We start from the raw sequence: 20,514 nt of genomic DNA on the forward strand, positions 1-20,514 counted from the left end.
ATGTACTTCACCGACCGCGGCATCGAGGAGCTCGTGCGGCGCCGGGGCGACGAGGAGGTCACCCTGGCCTGGGTCGCCGAGCAGCTGCAGGCCTTCACCGACGCCCACCCGGAGTTCGAGACCCCCGTCGAGCGGCTCGCCACCTGGCTGGCCCGGCTCGACGACCCCGACGACTGACGCGCGTCCGCGGCCGGCGTGACAGGATGACGCCCCGTGGCGGAACTGCACTTCTTCACCGGCACGATGGACTCCGGCAAGAGCACGCTGGCGCTGCAGACGAACCACAACCACGCCGCCCGCGGCCTGGTGGGGCGCATCTTCACCACCCTCGACCGCGCCGGTGAGTCCATCCTGTCGAGCCGGCTGGGCCTGACCCACTCCGCCGTCGAGGTCACCCCCGAGCTCGACTTCTGGCGCTACGTCGTCGACGCCCTGACCCGCGGCGAGCGCATCGACTACCTGGTCTGCGACGAGGCGCAGTTCTACGCCGCCGAGCAGGTGAACCAGCTGGCCAAGGTCGTCGACGAGCTGCAGATCGACGTCTTCGCCTTCGGCATCCTCACCGACTTCCGCACCGACCTGTTCCCCGGCAGCCGCCGGCTGGTCGAGCTCGCCGACCGGATGAACGTGCTGCAGGTCGAGGCGCTGTGCTGGTGCGGCAAGCGCGCCACCCACAACGCCCGCACCGAGGACGGGGTGATGGTCGTCGAGGGCGAGGTGATCGTGGTCGGTGACGTCGAGGACGCCGTCGCCACGCCCGGCCACCCGCCCGAGGTCGCCTACGAGGTGCTCTGCCGCCAGCACCACCGGCGCCGGCTCACCGCCGCCCGTGCCCGGGCGGTCAGCCTGGCCCCGGAGCCGCTGCCGTTCGGTCTCTGACTCGTTGGTGTCATGCCGGGCGCGGCCCGGACGAGGAGGGTGGAGGGACCAGCCCCCACCGCATCGGAGCACCGCCATGAGCCTGACCCGTCATCTCACCTTCGCCAACACCTGCTCGCTGCTCGCCCTCGTCGTCGCGCTCGGCACCGGCACGGCCTACGCCGCCGCCACCGTCCGCTCCTCCGACATCGTCGACGGCCAGGTCAGGACCGTCGACCTGGGCGCGAACGCCGTCACGGGCGCCAGGATCGCGCCGGGCGCCGTCAAGGCCGACGACCTCGCCTCGGGGTCGGTGACCGGGGGCACCGTCAAGGACGGCTCCCTCGGCCCGCTCGACGTCCTCGACCAGTCGCTCACCGGTGACGAGGTGAGCAACGGCAGCCTGACCGCGGCCGACCTGGCCGTCGACGCGGTCGGCGGCAGCGAGCTGCAGGCGGGCTCGGTCGACGGCGACGAGATCCTCGACGGGTCGGTGACCGCGGCCGACCTGGCCGCCGACTCCGTCGGCGCCTCCGAGCTGGGCGACAACGTGGTGAGCGGGGGCAGCGTCGTCAACGACTCGCTCACCGCCGCCGACCTCGCCGGCGGGCTCGCCACCGGCTCCGTCTCGGTGCCGGCCGGGGCGGTCTCGAACGGCCGGTGCGAGGACTTCACCGTCACCATCGGCGGCAGCGCCGAGGCCGGCGACGCCGTCGTGGTCTCGGTGCGCGCCCCGATGCAGGACGGGGTGTTCTTCTACGGCACCCAGGTCGCCTCGCCCTCCTCGACCGTGGTGATGCTGTGCAACCTGAGCGGCGGGGCGATGAACGCCATCACCAACCTGCCGATCCGGTTGATCACCCTGCGCTGAGCCCGACCGGGCGCTCAGCCCACCACGATCGGGATGAGCATCTCGTCGGCGGTGAGCGAGCCGTGCAGCCCCACGAGCGTCGTCTCGTAGCGGAACCGCTCGCTGGAGAAGACGGCGTGGTCGCCACGGCAGGCCACCACGACGTCGCCGAGGCGCGGGGCGACGCTGCTGTCGACCGGTCCGAACCAGCCGCGGGCGACGGCGTCCGCGCGGGTCAGCACCTCGGCCCGCTCGCCGAGGAAGGCCCGCCAGGTGGTGAGCACGTCGTCGACCGCCCCGCGGCGGCAGTAGAGGTGGCGGAAGCGCGCCTCGCCGCCCAGCAGCGCGACGCCGTCGGTGAGCTCGGCGTGGTCGTCGACGTCGACCCGGCTCGCGGCCGGGGAGTCGACCATGCCGTGGTCGGCGACGACGACGAGCCGCCGGTCGGCGGGCAGCGCCTCGCGCAGCTGCTCGGCCTCGGCGTCGACCATCGCCAGCTGCTGCAGCCACTGGCCGGAGGCGACGCCGTAGCGGTGGCCGGTCCAGTCGAGGTCGCCGTCGTAGAGGTAGGTGACCGAGGGGCGCGTGGACGACGCCGCCACCGCCGCCGCGATGCGCTCGCCGACCTTGTCGGCGTCGACCCAGGTGCCGCCGCGCGAGGAGGCGACGGTGAGGCCCGACCCGCGGAACTCGCGCTTGTTGACCACCGTGACGTCGACCCCGGACGCCGCCAGCGCGGCGTAGGCGGTGGGGTGCGGCTGCCACTCGAGCGGGTCGACGTCGGCGTCCCAGGCGAGGTGGTTGAGCAGCCGGTCGGTGCCCGGCACGCGGGCGGTGAACCCGACCAGCCCGTGCGCACCCGGCGGCAGCCCGGTGCCCAGCGAGGTCAGGCTCGTGGCGGTCGTCGACGGCACGCCCGCCGTCCCCGGGGCCGACTCGGCGAGCAGGCCCGCGAGGTAGGGCGCGGCGTCGGCGTGCCGCTCGAGCAGGCGCGCGCCGAGCCCGTCGACGAGGAAGACGACGTAGGCCGCCGCCGGCGGCAGCTCGAGCCCGGACGGCGGCGTCCCGCAGCGCGCACCGAGGGCGGCGGCCACGGCGGGCATCACGTCGGCCAGCGAGCGGCGTCCGTAGGCCGGCTCGACGAAGTCCATCAGCCCGTCCGACCCGGGCTCAGTGCTGCGTGCGCGCCGAGAGCGAGGCGGCGAACGACAGCAGCCCGGTGACGGCGTCGCCGCCGTCGGCCGCGGCGGAGACCCGCAGGGAGAAGTCGTCGGAGGCGAGCACGCCGGTGTAGCCGTGGTCGGCGTCGCACTCGGGGTCGTTGCAGCCGGCCGGCTCGAGGTCTACCCGGCTCACCCCGCCCCACCCGATGGTCATCACGGCCTCGGCGGGCGGGCGCGGGCCGGCGGTGGGGTTGGCCGTCATGCGGGTGACGACCACCGACTTCACCGCGCTCAGGCTGACCGCCTCGGTGGAGGTGGAGGTGTAGGGCTCGGGCAGCAGGTCGTCGCCCGCGTGCTCGTCGGTGTGGGCCAGGATCAGCCGGCTCGGCGTCAGCACGATCACCGACTGGTGGCGGCGCACCTCGTCGTTCTCGAAGGTCGGCTCGTGGTGCACGTAGAAGGAGATGACCCGCTCCCCCGCCACGGCCCCGTCGACGGCGTCGGCGACCACCTCGGGGTAGTAGCCGGTGCGGTCGACGGCCCGGCGCAGCTCGCGGGCGCGGTTGACCTGGTCGTCGGCGTCACCGGGGCGGTCGTCGAGGCGGCGGGCTGGTCGCACCGGGTCAGTGTGCCACCGGACACGCCGCGGCACCGCCCGGGCCTCTCGATGCCGCCGTGGGACGCCGGTTCACTCCGGCAGCGTGTCGCCGGCCGGCGTCGACATCCGGCGCACGAAGCTGTCGTAGCGGGGGTCGGCGACGGGCTCGACCCGGCCGCGCGCGGTGAGCACGCTGACGCCGTCGGTGCCGACGATGGCGAGCGAGACCTCGAAGGTGCTCAGCTGCGGCAGGTCGTTCTGCAGCTGCGCGACCCGGCCCACCAGCCGCTCGAGCGCGGCGACGTCGACCGGCTCGGCGCCGCGGTAGCCGAACAGGATGGGCGCGCTCTTCACCTCGCGCACCATCTCGGCGACGTCACGCGCCGTCAGCGGCGGGATGCGGTAGGACCGGTCGGCGAGCAGGTCGATGACGGGCCCGGAGATGCCGAACGAGACGACCGGGCCGAACAGCGGGTCCTCCATGCTGCGGATGGCGACCGGCACGCCCGCCGGGGCCGTCTTCTGCACCACGAACCCGGCCGTGTCGGGCGAGCGGACGGCGGTCAGCTGCTCCCACGCGCTGCGCATCTCGGCCGAGGAGCCGATGTTGCGCCACACGTGCGCCAGGTCGGGCCGCTCGCGCAGCCCCTCCGCGGTGGCCTTGAGGACGACGTCCCAGCCGAGGCGGCGTCCGGCGGACTGCGCTTGGCGCAGCGTCTCGACCGGCACGGACGGCCAGACCTCGATGCCGTAGCCGGCCAGCAGGGCGCTCATCTGGTCGCGACCGAGGTCGGCGCCCTCGGGGTGGGCGGCGAGCACCTGCGAGACCACCCGCCGCGCCGCGACGGTGTCGACCTCGCCGATGTCGGCCGCGGAGTCGTCGGGGTTGCGCAGCCACACCGCGTAGTCGACGACGTGGGCCAGCGCCCGCACCGCCGCCTCGACGGCGGGGTAGCTGGGGACCGACCCGCGGCCGGCGGCGGCGCCGGCCACGTCGGGCACCCGCAGCAGCACCGGCACGCCCTCGGCGCCGAGGAAGCTGGAGACCAGGGGCTTGTCGGACTGCTCGCCCACCGCGGCGAGCACGTTGGCGACGTCCTCGCCCGAGACGTTGAGCGGCGGGATGTAGACCGCGACCACCGAGTCGACCTCGGGGTCGTCGATGACGTCGTCCAGGGCGTCCTCGAAGTCCTCGGCGCTCGGCTCGGCGTTCAGCGTGACCGAGCGGGTCACGTGCAGCCCGACCGCCGAGGCGGCGTCGGCGGCGAGCAGGCCGAGGGCGTCGGAGTTGCCGACGACGGCGACGCGACGGCCGCGCGGCAGCGGCTGGTGGGCCAGCAGCTGGGCGACGTCGAACATCTCCTCGAGCGTGTCGACCTGCACGATGCCGGCCTGGCGGAACATCGCGTCGAGCGCCTCGGGCGGCGCCGCGATGCGCCGCACGGCGTGGCCCATCGGCACGCCCTGGGTGGTGCGGCCGGAGCGGACGGCGATGATCGGCTTGCGCAGCGAGACCCGCCGGGCGATGCGCGAGAACTTGCGCGGGTTTCCGATCGACTCGAGGTAGAGCAGCACGACCTCGGTGGCGTCGTCCTCCTCCCAGTACTGCAGCAGGTCGTTGCCCGAGACGTCGGCGCGGTTGCCGGCCGAGACGAACGTGGTCAGCCCCAGCCCGCGGTTCTGCACCTTCTCGAGGATCGCCGAACCGAGCGCGCCGGACTGGCAGAAGAACCCGGCCCGTCCGCGCGGCGGCATCACCGGGGAGAGCGAGGCGTTGACCGAGACCGCCGGGTCGGTGTTGATGACACCCAGGCAGTTCGGGCCGATCAGCCGCAGCCCGTAGGAGCGGCTGAGCCCCACCAGGTGCCGCTGCCGCTGCCGGCCCTCCTCGCCGGTCTCGGCGAAGCCGGAGGAGATCACGACCATGCCGTGCACGCCCTTGGCCGCGCAGTCGAGGACGACGTCGGTGACCGACTCGGCCGGCACGGCCACGATGGCGACGTCGACCTCGTCGGGGATGTCGCCCACGGTCTTGAACGCCGGCAGCCCGGAGACCGCGGCGGCGCTCGGGTTGACCGCGTAGACGCGGCCGGTGAAGTCGCCGGTGACCAGGTTGCGCACCAACGCCTGGCCGATCGTGTCCTGCCGCCGGCTGGCGCCGATGATCGCGACCGAGCGCGGGTTGAAGAACCGCTCGATCGAGGCCGCCTCGGCGCGGTGCTCGCGGCTGCGCATGACGCCGATCGAGGTGTCGGTGGGGTCGATGGAGAACTCCAGCGACAGGACGCCGTCCTCGTAGCCGCTCACGACGCGGTAGCCGGCGTCGCGGAAGGTGTTGATCATGCGGCTGTTGTCGGGCAGCACCTCGGCGGTGAACCGCTCGATGCCGCGCTCGCGGGCGGCCTGCGCGAGGTGCTCGAGCAGCAGCTGGGCGATGCCGCGGCCGTGGTGGCGGTCCTCGACCAGGAAGGCCACCTCGGCCTCGCCGGGCCCCACGACGTCGAAGCGTCCGACGGCGATCATGCGGCCGCGCAGCAGCAGCACCAGCGCCACCCGCTGGTCGTGGTCGACCTGCGTGAACCGCGTGACGTCGCGCTCGGAGAGCGTCGGCATCGGGCTGAAGAAGCGGTAGTACTTCGACCGGTCGCTGACCCGGGCGTAGAACTCGACGAGCAGGTCGGCGTCCTCGGCGCGGATCGGCCGGATGTGGGCGGTGCGGCCGTCGCGCAGCAGCACGTCGGCCTCCCAGTGCCGCGGTGCCCGGCGCGGCTGTGTGGGGGTCGCGCTCACGGGGTCAGGCTACCGGCGGCCGTCGAGCGGCGGGGGCCACGCGTGCTCGGGCAGCAGCGCGGCCAGCCCGGGGCAGCCGGCGGCGCCGTCCGGGCTCATCGGCGAGCCCCGCGGCGGCCGGGTGGGCGGCTGGCCGAGAATGCCCCCATGGCCCGTGGCAAGACCCAGCAGCCGCCTCCCGACGACTTCGAGGAGCACATCCTCGACATCGACGTCGGCGAGGAGATGCGCACCTCGTTCCTCGAGTACGCCTACTCGGTCATCTACTCCCGCGCCCTGCCCGACGCCCGCGACGGCCTCAAGCCGGTGCAGCGCCGCATCCTGCACACGATGAACGACATGGGCCTGCGCCCCGACCGCGGTCACGTCAAGAGCGCGCGCGTGGTCGGCGAGGTCATGGGCCGGCTGCACCCGCACGGCGACGGCGCGATCTACGACGCCCTGGTGCGCCTGGCGCAGCCGTGGTCGATGCGGCTGACGATGATCGACGGCCACGGCAACTTCGGCTCGCCCGACGACCCGCCCGCGGCGATGCGGTACACCGAGTGCCGCATGGCCCCGCCGGCCGTGGCGATGACCGCCGACATCGACGAGGACACCGTCGACTTCCGGCCCAACTACGACGGCCGCGAGCTCGAGCCGGTCGTGCTGCCGGCCGCCATCCCCAACCTCGTCGTCAACGGGACGACGGGCATCGCGGTCGGCATGGCCACCAACTGCGCGCCCCACAACCTGGTCGAGGTCGTGCAGGCGCTCAAGCACCTGATCACCCACCCCCGGGCCACCGTCGACGACCTGATGCGGGTCGTGCCCGGCCCCGACCTGCCCACCGGCGGCAAGATCGTCGGGCTGGACGGCGTCCGCGACGCCTACGAGACCGGCCGCGGCACCTTCCGCATGCGGGCCACCGCGCGGGTCGAGCCGGTCGGGCGCCGCAAGGGCATCGTGGTCACCGAGCTGCCCTACGGCGTGGGCACCGAGAAGGTCGTCGAGCGGATCAAGACGCTGGTGCAGGGCAAGAAGCTGCAGGGCATCGCCGACCTGAAGGACCTCACCGACCGCGAGCACGGCCTGCGGCTGGTCATCGAGGTCAAGAACGGCTTCGTGCCCGAGGCGCTGCTCGAGCAGCTCTACCGCCAGACGCCGATGGAGGACACCTTCGGCATCAACAACGTGGCCCTGGTCGACGGCCAGCCCCGCACCCTCGGCCTCAAGGAGCTGCTCGAGGTCTTCCTGGCGCACCGCTTCGACGTCGTGCGCCGCCGCTCGACCTACCGCCGCGCCCGCGCCGCCGAGCGGCTGCACCTGGTGGAGGGCCTGCTGGTCGCCATCCTCGACATCGACGAGGTCATCCAGCTGATCCGCTCCAGCGACGACGCCGAGACCGCCCGCGGCCGGCTGATGGACGTCTTCGACCTCAGCGAGCCGCAGGCCACCTACATCCTCGAGATGCGGCTGCGCCGGCTGACCCGGTTCTCCCGCCTCGAGCTCGACACCGAGAAGGCCGAGCTGGAGCGCACCATCGAGCAGCTCGACGCGATCCTGGCCGACGACACCCTGCTGCGGAAGGTCGTCGCCGACGAGCTCACCGAGGTCGCGAAGACCTTCGGGACGCCGCGCCGCACCGTGCTGCTCGAGTCGGCCGGCACCGCCGCCGTCTCGGCCGCAGCGGCGCCGCTCGAGGTGGCCGACGACCCGTGCCTGGCGCTGCTGTCGTCGTCCGGGCTGCTGGCCCGCACCACCGGCGACGGCGAGGTCGGCCGGGGCGAGACCCGCGCCAACCACGACGTCGTCGTCTCGTCGGTCGCCACCACGGCGCGCGGCGAGATCGGCGTCCTCACCTCGCGCGGGCGGCTGCTGCGGCTCGGCGTGCTCGACCTGCCGGCGCTGCCACCCAGCGCCAACGACCCCAACCTGCAGGGCGGGCTGCCGGTCACCGAGATGCTGCCGCTCGAGACCGGCGAGCGCGCGCTCGCGCTGTGCGGGCTGCGCACCGGCGGGCCCGGCCTCGCGCTCGGCACCCGCGACGGCGTCGTCAAGCGGGTCAACCCCGAGGTGCTCGGGCGCGACGAGTGGGAGGTCATCGGGCTCAAGGACGGCGACGAGGTCGTCGGCGCGGTCGAGCTCGCCACCGGCGAGGAGACGCTCTGCTTCGTCACCTCCGACGCCCAGCTGCTGCACTTCGGCGCCTCGGCGGTCCGACCGCAGGGGCGGGCGGGCGGCGGCATGGCCGGCGTCCGGCTGGCTCCCGACCGCACGGTCGTCTTCTTCGGCGTCGTCGACCCCGCCGCGCCGGAGGGCTCGGTGGTCGTGACGTCGTCCGGCGCCTCGACCGCGCTGCCGGGCACCGACGCGGGCTCGCTCAAGGTGACGCCGTTCGAGGAGTACCCCGCCAAGGGCCGCGCGACCGGCGGGGTGCGCTGCCACCGCTTCCTCAAGGGCGAGGACACCCTCGTGCTGGCCTGGGTCGGCAGCGCGCCGGCCCGGGCCGCCGCGGCCAGCGGAGCGCCGGTCGAGCTGCCCCCGGCCACCGGACGCCGCGACGGCTCCGGGGTGCCGGGCACGCAGCCGATCGCCGCCTGCGGCGCGCCCGTGGCCACCGTGGTGCGGGCTTCGTGAGTCGCCCCGGACGGCGCGGGTACCTGTGACACCCTGGGCGCCATGACGACCGTCCGCCGTCCCCGGCGCCGCGCCGCCCTCACCGCTCCCCTGGTCGCCCTCGGCCTGGTCGCCTCGCTCGGCCTGGCCGGCTGCAGCGGCGACGACGAGTCGCCGTCGTCGAACACCTCGGCCGACGCCGACGGCGACGACGAGGTGACCCCCGAGGAGGTCATGGCCTTCGCCAAGAAGCAGCTCGACAGCACCTCGGGCGTCACCCTGTCCCTCGCCACCGACGACTCCCCCGACGCCGACGCCTTCCTCAAGCGCGCCGAGGGCACCATCACCACCGCCCCCGCCTTCGAGGGCACCGCCGAGGGCACCTTCAACGGCATCACGGCCGAGGTGAAGGTGATCGCGGTCGACGCGAAGTTCTACGTCGAGCTGCCCGTGGTCGGCTGGGACGAGCTCGACCCCGAGTCGATCTGCGCGCCCGACCCCGCGATGCTGCTCGACCCCGACTCCGGCGTCTCGAACGTCCTCACCTCCGCCGAGGGCCTCGAGGAGGGCGAGTCGCAGCGGGCCGCCAGCGACAACGAGCTCGTCATCACGCCCTACACCGCCACGGTGCCCGGCGAGGCGATCAAGAACATCCTGCCCTGCTCGCCCGGCGACTCCTTCGACGCGACGTTCAGCATCGACGGCGACGGCCGTTTGCGCGAGGCCGAGCTGACCGGCGAGTTCTTCAGCGGCGTCGACGACCTCACCTACACGATCTCGATCTCCGAGTACGACGTCACGAAGGAGATCACCGCGCCATGAGCCAGGCGCCCGCGGCGGCGCTCGACACCCGCTCGCGGGCGCTGCTGGTCTTCTGCGCCGTCGCGGTCGCCTTCGCGGCCGTCGACACCTACGTCGTCGTCCTCGCGCTGCCCGACATGATGGGCTCGGTCGGCATCAGCGTCGAGCAGCTGCAGAAGGCCGCGCCGATCGTCTCCGGCTTCCTGCTCGGCTACGTGGCGATGCTGCCGCTGATCGGGCGCATCGCCGACCTGCGCGGCCCGGTGCCGGTGCTGACGGCGTCCCTGGTGACCTTCGCGGTCGGGTCGGTGGTGACCGCGCTGGCCTACGACCTGCCCAGCATGGTGCTCGGCCGGTTCCTGCAGGGCGTCGGCGGCGGCGGGCTCGTGCCGGCCACGATGGCGCTGGTCGGCGCGCTCTACCCCGTCGAGCGCCGCGGCCTGCCGCTCGGGCTGGTCTCGGCCGTGCAGGAGTTCGGCAGCGTGCTCGGCCCACTCTTCGGCGCCGCCGTCCTCGCCTTCACCTCCTGGCGCGGCATCTTCGCCATCAACGCCGCCGCCGGCGTGCTGCTGTGGGTCGTCGTCCGCGCGCTGCGCACCCGCGACGACGCCACCACGGACCCTGAGCCCGTCGACGGGCGCCGCGGCCTGCCCGACCTCCTCGGGCTGCTCGCGCTCCTGGTGGCCCTCGTGGCCGGCTACCTCACGGTGCGACCGCCGGGCTCGCTCTACACCGACCTGACGTGGGGCGAGTACTTCATCCCGGTGATCGAGGACGGCGGCCGCTGGACCTGGCCCGTCGGCCTGCTCGCGGCCGGCGCCTTCGTGGTCCTCTGCCTGCGGTGCGTCTTCGCCCGGCGCCCGCTGTTCGACGTCCGCTCGTGGGGGCGCAGCCTGGTCGCGGCCGACCTCACCGGGGCGGTGCTACTGGCGCTGGCGCTCGCCGGCGTCGTCCTCGCCTTCGCCACCGCCGACCCCGCCGTCTCGGTGTTCTCGCCGCAGGGACCGTGGCTGCTGGCCGGCTCGGCGGTCGCCGTGGTCGCGCTCGTGGTGCACCTGCGCCGGGCCTCCGACCCGGTCGTGCCCCGCGGTGCGCTCGGCGCCACGGCGGCGTGGGGCTCCCTGGCGGTGAGCGTGCTCGTGGGCTGGGCGCTGATCGCGGCGCTGGTCGACATCCCGCTCTTCGCCCGCACCACCGTCTTCCGCGACTCCCAGCTGGACGCCGCCCTCGTGCTGCTGCGCTTCCTGGTCGCGCTGCCGATCGGCGCCGTGATCGGCGGCCTCCTGGTGCGGCGGCTGCCCGCCGGGCTCATCACCGCCGTCGGCATGGTGGTCTCGTCGGCGGCGTTCTGGTGGATGTCGACGTGGGGCGAGACCAGCCTCGAGTCGTTCGTCTCCAACGTGCCGCTGGTGCTCGGCGGCCTCGGCTTCGGCCTCGCCCTCGCCCCGGTCAACGCCGCCATGCTCGCCACCACCCGCGCCGACACCCACGGCGTCGCCAGCGCGCTGGTGGTCGTGGCCCGCATGGTCGGCATGCTCGTCGGCATCTCGGTGCTCACCACGTGGGGCCTGCGCCGCCTCAACGAGGCCAAGGACTCCAACCCGCCCGGCGCCTGCGTCGACGACGCCGCCAGCCGCGCGTGCCTGCGTGCCCTCGGCGTCCTGCAGGAGCAGGCCGTCTTCCAGGGCGCCGCCGCCTTCGCCCTCCTCGCCGCCGTCCTCGCCCTCGTCCTGTTCCGCGGCGCCCCCACCCGCGGTGTCGACACCGGCGCCACCCTCCAGCGCCTCGGCTGAGCGCCGGCTCGGCCCGGCGGCAGGAGTCACCGGTGATCCGGTGACTCCTGACGTTCTCAGCCGTTGCACCGGCCGAGAACGTCAGGAACCGGCCGAGAACGCCCCGCTGACCCCCACCCCCGCGGGTGACGGGACGGCGACTAGCGTGCGGCCGTGGCCGACTTCGACGACCTGCTCGCCGCCAACGCCGCCTTCGCCGAGACCTTCGAGCTCGGTGGGTTCGACGGCGTGGCCCGCGCCGGCGTCGCGCTGGTGACGTGCATGGACTCCCGCATCGACCCGCTCGGGATGGTCGGCCTCTCCCCCGGCGACGCCAAGATCTTCCGCAACCCCGGCGGCCGGGTCACCGACGCCGCGCTCGAGGCGATCGTGCTCGGCGTCCACCTGCTGGGCGTCGAGCGTGTGCTCGTGGTGCCGCACACCCGCTGCGCCGTGGCCGGCGCCACCGAGCCCGAGCTGCGCCGCCGCGTCGCGGAGTCCGCGGGCCTCGACGTCACCTGGCAGCGCTTCCACGTCGTCTCCGACCAGCTCGAGACGCTCGCCTACGACGTGCACCGCGTCACCAGCCACCCGCTCGTGCCCGACTCGGTCACGGTCGGCGGGTTCCTCTACGACGTCGACACGGGGCTGCTCGAGCGCCAGGTCTGAGGGCGGACCGGGCCCGGCTGGCATCCTCGACCGATGATGAGGTGGGTCGCCGTCCTGCTCGTCGTCGTGCTGCTCCCGGTGGTGGCCACGGCCTACTACCGCGTCGGCTGGTGGCGCATGGAGTCGGCGTGCTCGCTGAGCGACGCCACCGGCTCGGTGCACGACAGCGTCTCCTACGCCTGGACGTGGAGCCCGCCCGGCTTCACCTGCACCTACGACGACGGCTCCACCGAGACCTCCCTCTGGCCCTGACCACGCACCCCCGAGAGGACCCACCGTGCGCGCTCTGCTCGTGGACGCCGCCCGCGCCCGTCCCGAGGTGCGTGAGGTCGCCGACCCCTCCTGCCCGGCCGACGGCGTCGTCGTCCGCGTGGGGGCGACCGGGCTCTGCCGCAGCGACTGGCACGCCTGGGCCGGGCACGACGACGGCGTCGCGTTCCCGCACGTGCCGGGCCACGAGCTGGCCGGCGAGGTCGTCGAGACCGGCCCGGACATCGTCCGCTGGCGGGTCGGCCAGCGGGTCACGGTGCCGTTCGTGTGCGGCTGCGGCCGCTGCGCGTGGTGCCGCGCCGGCGAGGCGCAGGTCTGCCCCGACCAGCAGCAGCCCGGCTTCACGCACTGGGGCTCCTTCGCCGAGCTGGTGGCGCTGCACGCGGCCGACGCCAACCTGGTCGCGCTCCCCGACGGCGTCGACCTGCCGACCGCGGCCGGGCTCGGCTGCCGCTTCGCCACCGCCTACCGCGCGCTGGTCGCCCGCGCCCGCCTGGACGCCGGCGAGTGGGTCACCGTCATCGGTGCCGGCGGCGTCGGGCTGAGCGCCGTGATGATCGCCCACGCGCTCGGCGCCCGGGTCGTCGCCGTCGACCGCAACCCCGACGCGCTCGCCGTCGCCACCGACCTCGGCGCCGAGCAGGTGCTGGTCGCCGACGCCACCACCGACGTCCCGGCCGCCGTCGCCGACCTCACCGGCGGTGGCAGCCACGTGGCCGTCGACGCGGTGGGCAGCGAGCAGACCAGCGCCGACGCCGTCCGCAGCCTGCGCCGCCGCGGCCGGCTCGCCCAGGTCGGGCTGCTGCCGCCGGTCGACGGCCACCCCCGCGTGCCCATGGACCGCGTCATCGCCTGGGAGCTCGACCTGCTCGGCAGCCACGGCATGGCCGCCGCCGACTACCCCGAGCTGCTGCGCCTGGTCGAGGCCGGCACGCTGCAGCCGCAGCGGCTCGTCGAGCGCACCGTCACCCTCGAGGACGCCGCCGCGCTGCTGCCGGTCTTCGACCGCACGCCCGTGGCAGGCATGACGATCATCGAGCCGCAGCGCGTCCCATGACGACGGTGTGCTCGCCCACGCCCGGCCCGAGCACCGTCCAGCCCTCGGCGGCGTAGAGACGCCGCGCCGGGTCGCCGGCGTCGTCGGTGGTCATCAGCAGCAGCCGCTCGTGCGGCACCCCGTCGACCAGCGCCCGCATCAGCGCCCGTCCGAGGCCCCGCCGCCGCGCCCGCGGCAGCACGCCGATGCTCACCAGCTCGAAGTGCCCGCCCAGCCACGCCGTCGCGACGTCGCGCGGCAGCGTGCGCGCGACCTGGTCGGTCCACCACTGGCCGTGCTCGCCGGTGTAGCCGTAGCCGAACCCGTCGAGCGACCCGCCGTCGGACCCGTCGGACCCGTCGGACCCGTCGGCCACCGCCACCGCCAGCCGGAACCCGTCGCGCGCGACGTGGCGGTCCCACACGGCCTCACGCCACGTGGCCTCGTCGGGCTGGTCGCCGAAGACCGCGTCGTAGACCGGCCACACGCCCGGCCGGTCGCCGGCGCCCACCTCGATCGTCACGGTCGACCCGCCTCAGGCGTCGAGCGCCTCGACGTCGACCTCGTAGGCACCCTGCACGATGAACTCCTTGCGCGGGGCGACCTCGGAGCCCATGAGCAGCTCGAAGACCGACGCGGCGGCGTCGGCGTCGTCGACGGTGAGCTTGCGCAGGGTGCGTCGACGGGGGTCCATGGTGGTCTCGGCCAGCTGGTCGGCGTCCATCTCACCGAGGCCCTTGTAGCGCTGCACCGGGTCCTTCCAGCGCACGTTGCGCTTCTTCAGCTCGGCCAGCTTGCGCTGCAGCTCGTCGTCGGAGTAGGTGTAGACGTACTTGTCCTGGCCCTTCTTCGGGCTGGAGATCTCGATGCGGTGCAGTGGCGGCACGGCGGTGTAGACCCGTCCGGCGGTGATCAGCTCGGGCATGTACTTGAAGAACAGCGTGGCCAGCAGGCAGCGGATGTGCGCGCCGTCGGAGTCGGCGTCGGCCATGAAGATGATGCGGCCGTAGCGCACGGCGTCGAGGTCGAAGGTGCGGCCCGAGCCCGCGCCGACGACCTGGATGATCGAGGCGCACTCGGCGTTCTTGAGCATGTCGCCCACCGAGGCCTTCTGCACGTTCAGGATCTTGCCGCGGATCGGCAGCAGCGCCTGGAACTCCGAGCTGCGGGCCAGCTTGGCCGTGCCGAGGGCTGAGTCGCCCTCGACGATGAACAGCTCGGTGCGGTCGTTGTCGGCGGAGCGGCAGTCGGCCAGCTTCGAGGGCAGGGACGACGACTCCAGCGCGTTCTTGCGGCGCTGCGTCTCCTTGTGCTGCCGGGCCGCGATGCGGGTCTTCGACGCCCCCAGCACCTTCTCCATCAGCTGCCGGGCCTGCGCCTTCTCGGCGCGCTTGGTGGAGGTGAGGAAGTCCTTCAGCTCGGCGGCCACGACCTTGCGCACGATCGAGCGAGCGGCCGGCGTCCCGAGGATCTCCTTGGTCTGGCCCTCGAACTGCGGCTCGGCCAACCGCACCGTGACGATGCCGGTGAGGCCCTCGAGCACGTCGTCCTTGATGACGTCCTGGTCGTTGACGCGCAGCACCTTCGCGGCCTTCATCGTCTCGTTGAAGGTCCTGGTGAGCGCGGCCTCGAAGCCGCTGACGTGCGTGCCGCCCTTCGGCGTGGCGATCACGTTGACGAACGAGCGGATCTCGCTGTCGTAGTCGTTGCTCCAGCGGGCCGCGACGTCGACGAACAGCTCGCGCTCGACGTCCTGCGGCGTCATCGTGCCCTGGGCGTCGAGCATCGGGACGGTCTCGGTGAAGGTGTCCTTGCCCTGCAGCCGCAGCACGTCGGTGACCGGCTCGCCGCGCGAGAGGTAGTCGGCGAACTCCGCGATGCCGCCGTCGTGCTTGAAGTGCTCCTCGAACGGCTCGTCACCGGTGAGGTCGCGGATGACGAGGTCGAGGCCCGGCACGATGTAGGAGGTCTGCCGAGCCCGGCCGAGCAGGCCGTCGCGGCGGAACCCGGCGTCCTTGGTGAAGGTCTGCCGGTCGGGCCAGAAGCGGATGTGGGTGCCCGAGCGGCCCTTGCCGACGCGCCCGCCCTTGCGGGTCAGGCCGCTGCGCGGGGTGAACGGCGCGTCGGGGCCCTCGCCGTCGAAGACTCCGGGGACGCCGCGGCGGAAGCTGAGGCCCTGCTGCGTCGGCGAGCGGTCGACGTCGATGTCCATGCGCGCCGAGAGCGCGTTGACCACCGACAGGCCGACGCCGTGCAGGCCGCCGGTGGCCACGTAGGAGGACCCGCCGAACTTGCCGCCCGCGTGCAGCTTGGTGGCGACCACCTCGACGCCGGGCAGCCCGGTCTTGGGCTCCTTGTCGGTGGGGATGCCGCGCCCGTCGTCGTAGACCTCGGCCGAGCCGTCGGGGTGCAGGGTGACCTCGACGCGGCGGGCGGCGCCGGCGAGCGCCTCGTCGACGCCGTTGTCGATGATCTCCCACAGGCAGTGCATCAGCCCGCGCGTGTCGGTGGAGCCGATGTACATCCCCGGTCGCTTGCGCACCGCCTCGAGCCCCTCGAGCACGAGCAGGTGGGCGGCGTTGTAGGTGTTGTCGGCGATCGTGGTGCTCCTGAAATCCGTGGGCCGTGCGACGTCGAATCTACTAGCGACACGCCGTGACGGGACGTCGGCACGCCCGGCAGCCCGCGCCACGATGGGTCGCAGCTTCAAGGTCGGCGCTCCCCGTGCCGATGCTCCCTGCACGAGGCACCACCGCACGGCTCGGCAGCACCCGGTCTGGACCAGCGAGAGCGAGACCACGGTCCAGAGCATGGAAACCGCTGCCGGGGGCATGACCAAGGTGATCAGATGAGGCGTCGCCGGACCCACCCACCCCAGGGAAGATTGTCAGCCCTGGATACGTTGGAGAAGGCATCGGACGAACGAGAGATGAGGCCACGATGACGACGGCAACCGCTCCCAGCACCCTGACCGCTGAGGACCGCTGCGACCGCTGCGGTGCTCAGGCCTACCTTCGCGTCGAGCTCCTCAGCGGCGGCGACCTGCTCTTCTGCGCCCACCACGCCCGCGAGCACGGCGAGAAGCTGCGCGAGGTGGCGACCACGGTGGTCGACGAGACGCACAAGCTGGCCGGCACGCCCGGCGCGGCACAGGGCGGTGAGCGCTGAGGGTCAGGCCCCTCACGCTCCACCACGACAGCTCCACCGAGACGGTCCCGGGACACCCCGGGGCCGTCTCGGCGTTTTCGCCTAGGTTGCGGGGATGGCCGTCGTCCTCGCCCTCGGCGCGGCCCTGACCTACGGGCTGTCCGACTTCGTCGGCGGCCTGGCCTCGCGCCGCGTCAGCCCCTGGACGGTGGCGTTCCTCTCCCAGGTCGGCGGCGCGGGCGCCGTCCTGCTGCTGGCGCTCGTGGTCGGGGGCGACCCGCGGGGCGCCGACGTCGGCTGGGCGGTGCTGGCCGGCATCGGCAACGGCGTCGGGACGGCGTTCCTCTACCGCGGCCTGTCCGGCGGACGCATGGGCGTGGTCGCGCCGGTCTCGGGCGTCGGGGCCGCCCTGGTGCCGGTCGTCGTCGGCGTGGCCAGCGGCGAGCGGCCGGCGCTGCTGGCCTGGCTGGGCATCGCGGCGGCGCTGCCGGCGATCTGGCTGGTGGCGCGCGAGCCCGCCCCCGCGCCCGGGGAGGCCCGCACGAGCCGCGGCACCGCCCTGCTGGACGGCGTCCTGGCCGGCACCGGGTTCGGCGTGCTGTTCGCGGCGGTCGGCCAGGTGCCCGAGGAGTCGGGCTTCCTGCCGCTCGCGCTGAACCAGGTGGTCGGCGGCGTCGTGGTGGTCGCCGTCGCCCTCGCGCTGCGGCAGGCCTGGGTGCCGCGGGAGCCGGCCGCCGCGCTGGGCCTGGTGTGCGGCGTCCTCGGGGCGACGGCGTCGGGGCTGTTCCTGCTGGCCACGCAGACGGGGCTGCTCACCCTCGCCTCCGTGGTCACCTCGCTCTACCCCGGCGTCACGGTGCTGCTGGCGGCCTGGCTGCTGCGCGAGCGGGTGCACGGCACCCAGGGCGTCGGCCTGGTGCTGTGCGCCGCGGCCGTCGCCCTCATCGCCGCGGCCTGAGGCGCCTCAGGTGCGGTGGCGGCGCGAGGTCGTCGCCACGACCGTCGCGGCCAGGGCGCACGCCGTCCCGGCGAGGGCGATCCACATGTTGTTGCCGTCGCGCACGAGGGCGACCACGACGAGCACGATCGCGAGGGCGACCAGGACGACGGAGAGCAGCGGAGCACGGGTCATGCCGCGCACTGTGCGCCCCCGTGGACGTCGTCCGCCTCACCCACCGGGTAGACCTCCGGGCGTGCCGACAATCGATCACCTGTTCTACCCTGGGTCGGTGTTCCCCCGTGCCGAGCATGTCTGGGTGCGCGACATCCGGACCTGGGACGACAAGCCGTCGCCCGGGCTGCTGCTCGGCTGGCACCGCGACCACCGCGGGCAGTGGCTCGGCTGGGTCATCGTCGCCCAGCTCGGCATCAGCGCGCACGGCGCGGGCCCCTACGTGCGCCAGGGATGGGTGGCGGCCGAGGCGATCGAGCCGCGGCAGCCCTGAGACCGGTCGGTCCGGGGCACTCCGGCCGAGGTCCGAGGACGACGAGGCCCCGCCCTACCCGAGATGACGAGGGCGGGGCGGGGCGTTCGCGTCCGGCGTCCGAGGACGCCGTGGCCCCGTGCGGCTCGTTACCCCCCAGTCGCGAGCCGATGGTGCTGCCCGTCTGGTGCCCGCCCGAGGGGTGGTGCGCAAACCACCCCTCGGGGGGTCTGCTCGTGACGAGCGCCGCTTGGCGGGGGTGTGATGATCGTGACGCCGAACGGTGCTGCGACTCGGGTCCCGCGTCCCGCCGGCTGCACGGCGGGCGAGACGACCCGCCCCTCCCGAAGGCACCCCGTGACAGCAGACCCGTCCGACGACCGCACCGTGACGCTGGCCTGGCGTGGTGACATCGACCTCGAGGTGGTGCACCACCTGCGGGTCGACCTGCTCGAGGCGCTCGCCGGGGGGCCGCGCGCGATCTTCGTCGACCTCTCCGAGGTGACCTACATGGACTCCGTCGGGCTCGGCGTCCTGCTGAGCGGCTGGAAGCGCGCCCGGGCGCAGGACATCGCCCTCACCACCTCGCCGCCGACCGGCCAGGTGCGCCGCGCGCTCGAGCTGATGGGGCTGCTGCACGTGCTCTCCCCCACCTCGGCCGGGCAGGCCGAGGGGGACCCCGCCTCGCCGGGGTAGACCGCAGCGAGGCGGGGCCGACGGTGCGCAGGGACCTCCCCCCGGGGGCCGCTGCGCACGATCGTGACCGGGTCGTCGTCAGCGACCCGGCTGCCGGCTACCCGTGCGCGGCGTCGAGCTGATCGCGCACCGAGAGGGAGCCCGCCGCGGCGAGCAGGCGCTCGCCGCGGTCGGGGTCGATGTCGGCGGGGATGACCTGCAGGTGCACGCGGCCGCCGTTCGCCATCGCCAGGATCATCAGGCTGGTGTCGTCGCGCGGGAACGACCCGACCTTGACCACGCCGCGCGCGGCCCGGATCCGACGGACGCCGTGGCCGCCGGTGACGGAGTCGTCCCAGTCGGGTCGCGACATCAGCAGCCGGTTGATGCGGCCGGCCTCGACCGGGAACTCGTCGACGAGCCGGGCGGCCTCGACCTGCAGGTCGCGCGAGCGGGGCCACCAGGCGCCGTCGCCGCCGTCGCTGGTGATCTCACCGAGGCGCAGCCGCAGTGGCTGGTCGGAGCCGGACGGCGCGGGCGTGGAATCGGGCAGCGTCGTCATGACGTGCGCCTCTCGTCCTGCCCTACTGGCTCGACGAGCGCGCGTAACAGGTGGGTTGCCCCGACCCTACAGCCCGGCGCGCCGGGGCGCCCCCGCCCGCGCGGGGGGGGAGGGCACGGGACGCCGGACGGCCCGACAGCGGGTCAGCAGCCGCCCCACAGGCCGAGGCCGGCGCGCCTGGCGAGCCCCTGGGCGGTGCGGTAGACCCCGACCTTGCGGAAGGCCCTGTCGCCGTGGACGTAGACCCGGGCGTTGCCGTGGCGCACCTGGAACTTGCCGACGTCGGTGCTCGTGCGCGCCTTCTCCACGTAGCGCAGCAGGCGCCCGTAGCGGTCGCGCAGGTCCTGGGTACGGTCGGAGCGCAGCACGACGGGGGTACCGACCGGCAGCAGCCGCTTGGCCGCGCTCGAGGCCTCCGGGCCCCAGCACTCGCGACCGCCGTAGACCTCCGGGGTGTCGATGCCGAGGATGCGGACGCGGTGACGCTTGCCGCCACGCTTCATGCGGACGTCGACGGTGTCGCCGTCCACGACCTTGACCACCCTCGCCCGCTCGACCTTGACCGACGTGGACGGCGCCGGGTCGGGCGTCGGGTCGGGGCCGGGCCCGGTGGCGGTCGAGCACGGGCAGGGGTTCGACTCGCAGGCGATGCCGTCGCCGTCCGCGTCGAGGTTGTGCGGGTCGGACCGCGGCCCGCCGTGGCGCACGTAGAACCGCTGCGCCGCGGCCTGGGTCGCGAAGTCGCCGCAGTCCATGTCGCCGGCCCGGGCCGAGGTGCCCGGGGCGGAGAGGGCGGACGACGTGGGGGGCGCCGCGGCCAGCGACGCCACGGCGAGGGCGACGACCGCGGCCAGGGCGGCCAGGAGGGAGAGGGTTCGCTTCACGGGGCGGACCGTAGGCGCCGCAGGCCCGCGCCCGCAGGCGTTCGGGCCAGGTCGGGCCGAAGGGGTGAGCGCCGGCCGCCCGCGTCGCGGCCGGCCGTCGTCCTCGGTCGAGGCGACCCACGGCCGGCGGGCCGTCCCACGACACCGCCGGGGTGGTCCCCGCGCCCGCCGTCCTCTGCGAGGGTCTGGTTCAGTCGCTGGGTGACTCACCACGTTCGGGTGGTGCATCCACTCCGTAGGGGTGACCAGCCGCCGCGCCGCCCCGACCGAACGCATCGGGGCGGCGCACCCAAGCGTGGGGGTCGGCGGCCCGTGGTGGGGATCCGACACCGCGGGCCGCCTGACGCATCCGCCGCGGGGCTGCAGCGGACACGCTCACCACCGGTTCCCGCACCGATCGAGGCGCAACCACCCGCA

At 74.1% G+C, this 20,514-nt stretch carries 21 protein-coding genes; 13 read left to right on the forward strand and 8 right to left on the reverse strand.

Annotation, left to right across the window (positions count from 1 at the left end):
- The 3 genes from ABEA04_RS22580 (at position 1) to ABEA04_RS22590 (ending at position 1,729) form a co-directional block, all read left to right on the forward strand.
- Positions 1-177: a DUF6104 family protein gene (locus tag ABEA04_RS22580; protein ID WP_345464498.1), complete on the forward strand. Its 177-nt coding sequence runs from the start codon at positions 1-3 to the stop codon at positions 175-177.
- 36 nt (positions 178-213) lie between these two features.
- Complete coding sequence (locus ABEA04_RS22585; RefSeq protein ID WP_345464501.1) at positions 214-879, forward strand: thymidine kinase; 666 nt, start codon at positions 214-216, stop codon at positions 877-879.
- A 76-nt stretch (positions 880-955) separates the two neighbouring features.
- Entirely contained in the window at positions 956-1,729 is a 774-nt protein-coding gene (locus ABEA04_RS22590; RefSeq protein ID WP_345464504.1) for a hypothetical protein, read from the forward strand.
- 14 nt (positions 1,730-1,743) lie between these two features.
- Here the strand turns inward: ABEA04_RS22590 and ABEA04_RS22595 are convergent, their stop codons facing one another.
- The 3 genes from ABEA04_RS22595 to ABEA04_RS22605 all read right to left on the reverse strand — a co-directional run bounded on the left by ABEA04_RS22595 (position 1,744) and on the right by ABEA04_RS22605 (position 6,259).
- A complete protein-coding gene (locus ABEA04_RS22595; protein ID WP_345464507.1) occupies positions 1,744-2,859 on the reverse strand; it encodes an alkaline phosphatase family protein in 1,116 nt (371 codons plus the stop codon).
- 19 nt (positions 2,860-2,878) lie between these two features.
- Entirely contained in the window at positions 2,879-3,490 is a 612-nt protein-coding gene (locus tag ABEA04_RS22600; protein WP_345464510.1) for a DUF5998 family protein, read from the reverse strand.
- A gap of 69 nt (positions 3,491-3,559) precedes the next feature.
- A complete protein-coding gene (locus ABEA04_RS22605) occupies positions 3,560-6,259 on the reverse strand; it encodes a bifunctional acetate--CoA ligase family protein/GNAT family N-acetyltransferase (RefSeq protein ID WP_345464513.1) in 2,700 nt (899 codons plus the stop codon).
- 147 nt (positions 6,260-6,406) lie between these two features.
- Between ABEA04_RS22605 and ABEA04_RS22610 the strand changes: the two genes are divergently transcribed.
- The 6 genes from ABEA04_RS22610 (at position 6,407) to ABEA04_RS22635 (ending at position 13,426) form a co-directional block, all read left to right on the forward strand.
- Complete coding sequence (locus ABEA04_RS22610) at positions 6,407-8,878, forward strand: DNA gyrase/topoisomerase IV subunit A (RefSeq protein ID WP_345464516.1); 2,472 nt, start codon at positions 6,407-6,409, stop codon at positions 8,876-8,878.
- 42 nt (positions 8,879-8,920) lie between these two features.
- Positions 8,921-9,679: an LppX_LprAFG lipoprotein gene (locus ABEA04_RS22615; protein WP_345464519.1), complete on the forward strand. Its 759-nt coding sequence runs from the start codon at positions 8,921-8,923 to the stop codon at positions 9,677-9,679.
- Positions 9,676-11,451 carry an MFS transporter gene (locus tag ABEA04_RS22620; RefSeq protein WP_345464523.1) on the forward strand — a complete coding sequence of 592 codons (1,776 nt, stop codon included), beginning with the start codon at positions 9,676-9,678 and terminating at the stop codon, positions 11,449-11,451. Before ABEA04_RS22615 ends, ABEA04_RS22620 begins: the two co-directional genes overlap by 4 nt.
- 153 nt (positions 11,452-11,604) lie before the next feature.
- Entirely contained in the window at positions 11,605-12,099 is a 495-nt protein-coding gene (locus tag ABEA04_RS22625; RefSeq protein WP_345464526.1) for a beta-class carbonic anhydrase, read from the forward strand.
- 33 nt (positions 12,100-12,132) lie between these two features.
- Positions 12,133-12,351 (forward strand): hypothetical protein, encoded by a 219-nt coding sequence (locus tag ABEA04_RS22630; RefSeq protein ID WP_345464529.1) that lies wholly within the window; start codon positions 12,133-12,135, stop codon positions 12,349-12,351.
- A gap of 25 nt (positions 12,352-12,376) precedes the next feature.
- Complete coding sequence (locus tag ABEA04_RS22635) at positions 12,377-13,426, forward strand: zinc-dependent alcohol dehydrogenase family protein (RefSeq protein ID WP_345464532.1); 1,050 nt, start codon at positions 12,377-12,379, stop codon at positions 13,424-13,426.
- Here the strand turns inward: ABEA04_RS22635 and ABEA04_RS22640 are convergent.
- Together ABEA04_RS22640 and ABEA04_RS22645 are read right to left on the reverse strand one after the other, a co-directional pair.
- On the reverse strand, positions 13,401-13,928 hold the full coding sequence (locus ABEA04_RS22640) for a GNAT family N-acetyltransferase (protein ID WP_345464535.1): 528 nt from the start codon (positions 13,926-13,928) through the stop codon (positions 13,401-13,403). The two genes, ABEA04_RS22635 and ABEA04_RS22640, sit on opposite strands and share 26 nt — an antisense overlap.
- 12 nt (positions 13,929-13,940) lie before the next feature.
- Positions 13,941-16,004: a DNA gyrase/topoisomerase IV subunit B gene (locus ABEA04_RS22645; protein WP_486348282.1), complete on the reverse strand. Its 2,064-nt coding sequence runs from the start codon at positions 16,002-16,004 to the stop codon at positions 13,941-13,943.
- Between the two features lie 341 nt (positions 16,005-16,345).
- Between ABEA04_RS22645 and ABEA04_RS22650 the strand changes: the two genes are divergently transcribed.
- Complete coding sequence (locus ABEA04_RS22650; RefSeq protein ID WP_345464538.1) at positions 16,346-16,573, forward strand: DUF7455 domain-containing protein; 228 nt, start codon at positions 16,346-16,348, stop codon at positions 16,571-16,573.
- A gap of 94 nt (positions 16,574-16,667) precedes the next feature.
- Complete coding sequence (locus tag ABEA04_RS22655) at positions 16,668-17,510, forward strand: EamA family transporter (protein WP_345464541.1); 843 nt, start codon at positions 16,668-16,670, stop codon at positions 17,508-17,510.
- Between the two features lie 6 nt (positions 17,511-17,516).
- On the opposite strand, the gene ABEA04_RS22660 is transcribed toward ABEA04_RS22655, so the two are convergent.
- Positions 17,517-17,684 (reverse strand): hypothetical protein, encoded by a 168-nt coding sequence (locus ABEA04_RS22660; RefSeq protein ID WP_345464544.1) that lies wholly within the window; start codon positions 17,682-17,684, stop codon positions 17,517-17,519.
- 124 nt (positions 17,685-17,808) lie between these two features.
- On the opposite strand from ABEA04_RS22660, the gene ABEA04_RS22665 reads away from it, so the two are divergent.
- Both ABEA04_RS22665 and ABEA04_RS22670 read left to right on the forward strand, forming a co-directional pair.
- Positions 17,809-17,997 (forward strand): hypothetical protein, encoded by a 189-nt coding sequence (locus ABEA04_RS22665; RefSeq protein WP_345464547.1) that lies wholly within the window; start codon positions 17,809-17,811, stop codon positions 17,995-17,997.
- A gap of 336 nt (positions 17,998-18,333) precedes the next feature.
- Positions 18,334-18,672, forward strand: a complete 339-nt coding sequence (locus ABEA04_RS22670) for an STAS domain-containing protein (protein WP_345464550.1) — start codon at positions 18,334-18,336, stop codon at positions 18,670-18,672.
- A gap of 97 nt (positions 18,673-18,769) precedes the next feature.
- Here ABEA04_RS22670 and ABEA04_RS22675 read toward each other — a convergent pair whose 3' ends face one another.
- Positions 18,770-19,213 (reverse strand): DUF5994 family protein, encoded by a 444-nt coding sequence (locus ABEA04_RS22675; protein WP_345464553.1) that lies wholly within the window; start codon positions 19,211-19,213, stop codon positions 18,770-18,772.
- Positions 19,214-19,356: 143 nt separating this feature from the next.
- Positions 19,357-20,097, reverse strand: coding sequence for a thermonuclease family protein (locus tag ABEA04_RS22680; RefSeq protein WP_345464555.1), 741 nt, complete (start codon positions 20,095-20,097; stop codon positions 19,357-19,359).
- Between the last annotated feature and the right edge of the window lie 417 nt (positions 20,098-20,514).

It is taken from the genome of Nocardioides marinquilinus, from assembly GCF_039543705.1.
GTDB classification, from domain to species: Bacteria; Actinomycetota; Actinomycetes; order Propionibacteriales; family Nocardioidaceae; genus Nocardioides; species Nocardioides marinquilinus.

Excerpts from the sequence above, each read along its gene's own strand:
- ABEA04_RS22590 (WP_345464504.1), top strand. The coding sequence starts at position 956 with ATGAGCCTGACCCGTCATCTCACCTTCGCCAACACCTGCTCGCTGCTC.
- ABEA04_RS22675 (WP_345464553.1), bottom strand. The coding sequence starts at position 19,213 with ATGACGACGCTGCCCGATTCCACGCCCGCGCCGTCCGGCTCCGACCAG.
- ABEA04_RS22620 (WP_345464523.1), top strand. The coding sequence starts at position 9,676 with ATGAGCCAGGCGCCCGCGGCGGCGCTCGACACCCGCTCGCGGGCGCTG.
- ABEA04_RS22630 (WP_345464529.1), top strand. The coding sequence starts at position 12,133 with ATGATGAGGTGGGTCGCCGTCCTGCTCGTCGTCGTGCTGCTCCCGGTG.
- ABEA04_RS22650 (WP_345464538.1), top strand. The coding sequence starts at position 16,346 with ATGACGACGGCAACCGCTCCCAGCACCCTGACCGCTGAGGACCGCTGC.
- ABEA04_RS22655 (WP_345464541.1), top strand. The coding sequence starts at position 16,668 with ATGGCCGTCGTCCTCGCCCTCGGCGCGGCCCTGACCTACGGGCTGTCC.
- ABEA04_RS22595 (WP_345464507.1), bottom strand. The coding sequence starts at position 2,859 with ATGGACTTCGTCGAGCCGGCCTACGGACGCCGCTCGCTGGCCGACGTG.
- ABEA04_RS22580 (WP_345464498.1), top strand. The coding sequence starts at position 1 with ATGTACTTCACCGACCGCGGCATCGAGGAGCTCGTGCGGCGCCGGGGC.
- ABEA04_RS22610 (WP_345464516.1), top strand. The coding sequence starts at position 6,407 with ATGGCCCGTGGCAAGACCCAGCAGCCGCCTCCCGACGACTTCGAGGAG.
- ABEA04_RS22615 (WP_345464519.1), top strand. The coding sequence starts at position 8,921 with ATGACGACCGTCCGCCGTCCCCGGCGCCGCGCCGCCCTCACCGCTCCC.
- ABEA04_RS22660 (WP_345464544.1), bottom strand. The coding sequence starts at position 17,684 with ATGACCCGTGCTCCGCTGCTCTCCGTCGTCCTGGTCGCCCTCGCGATC.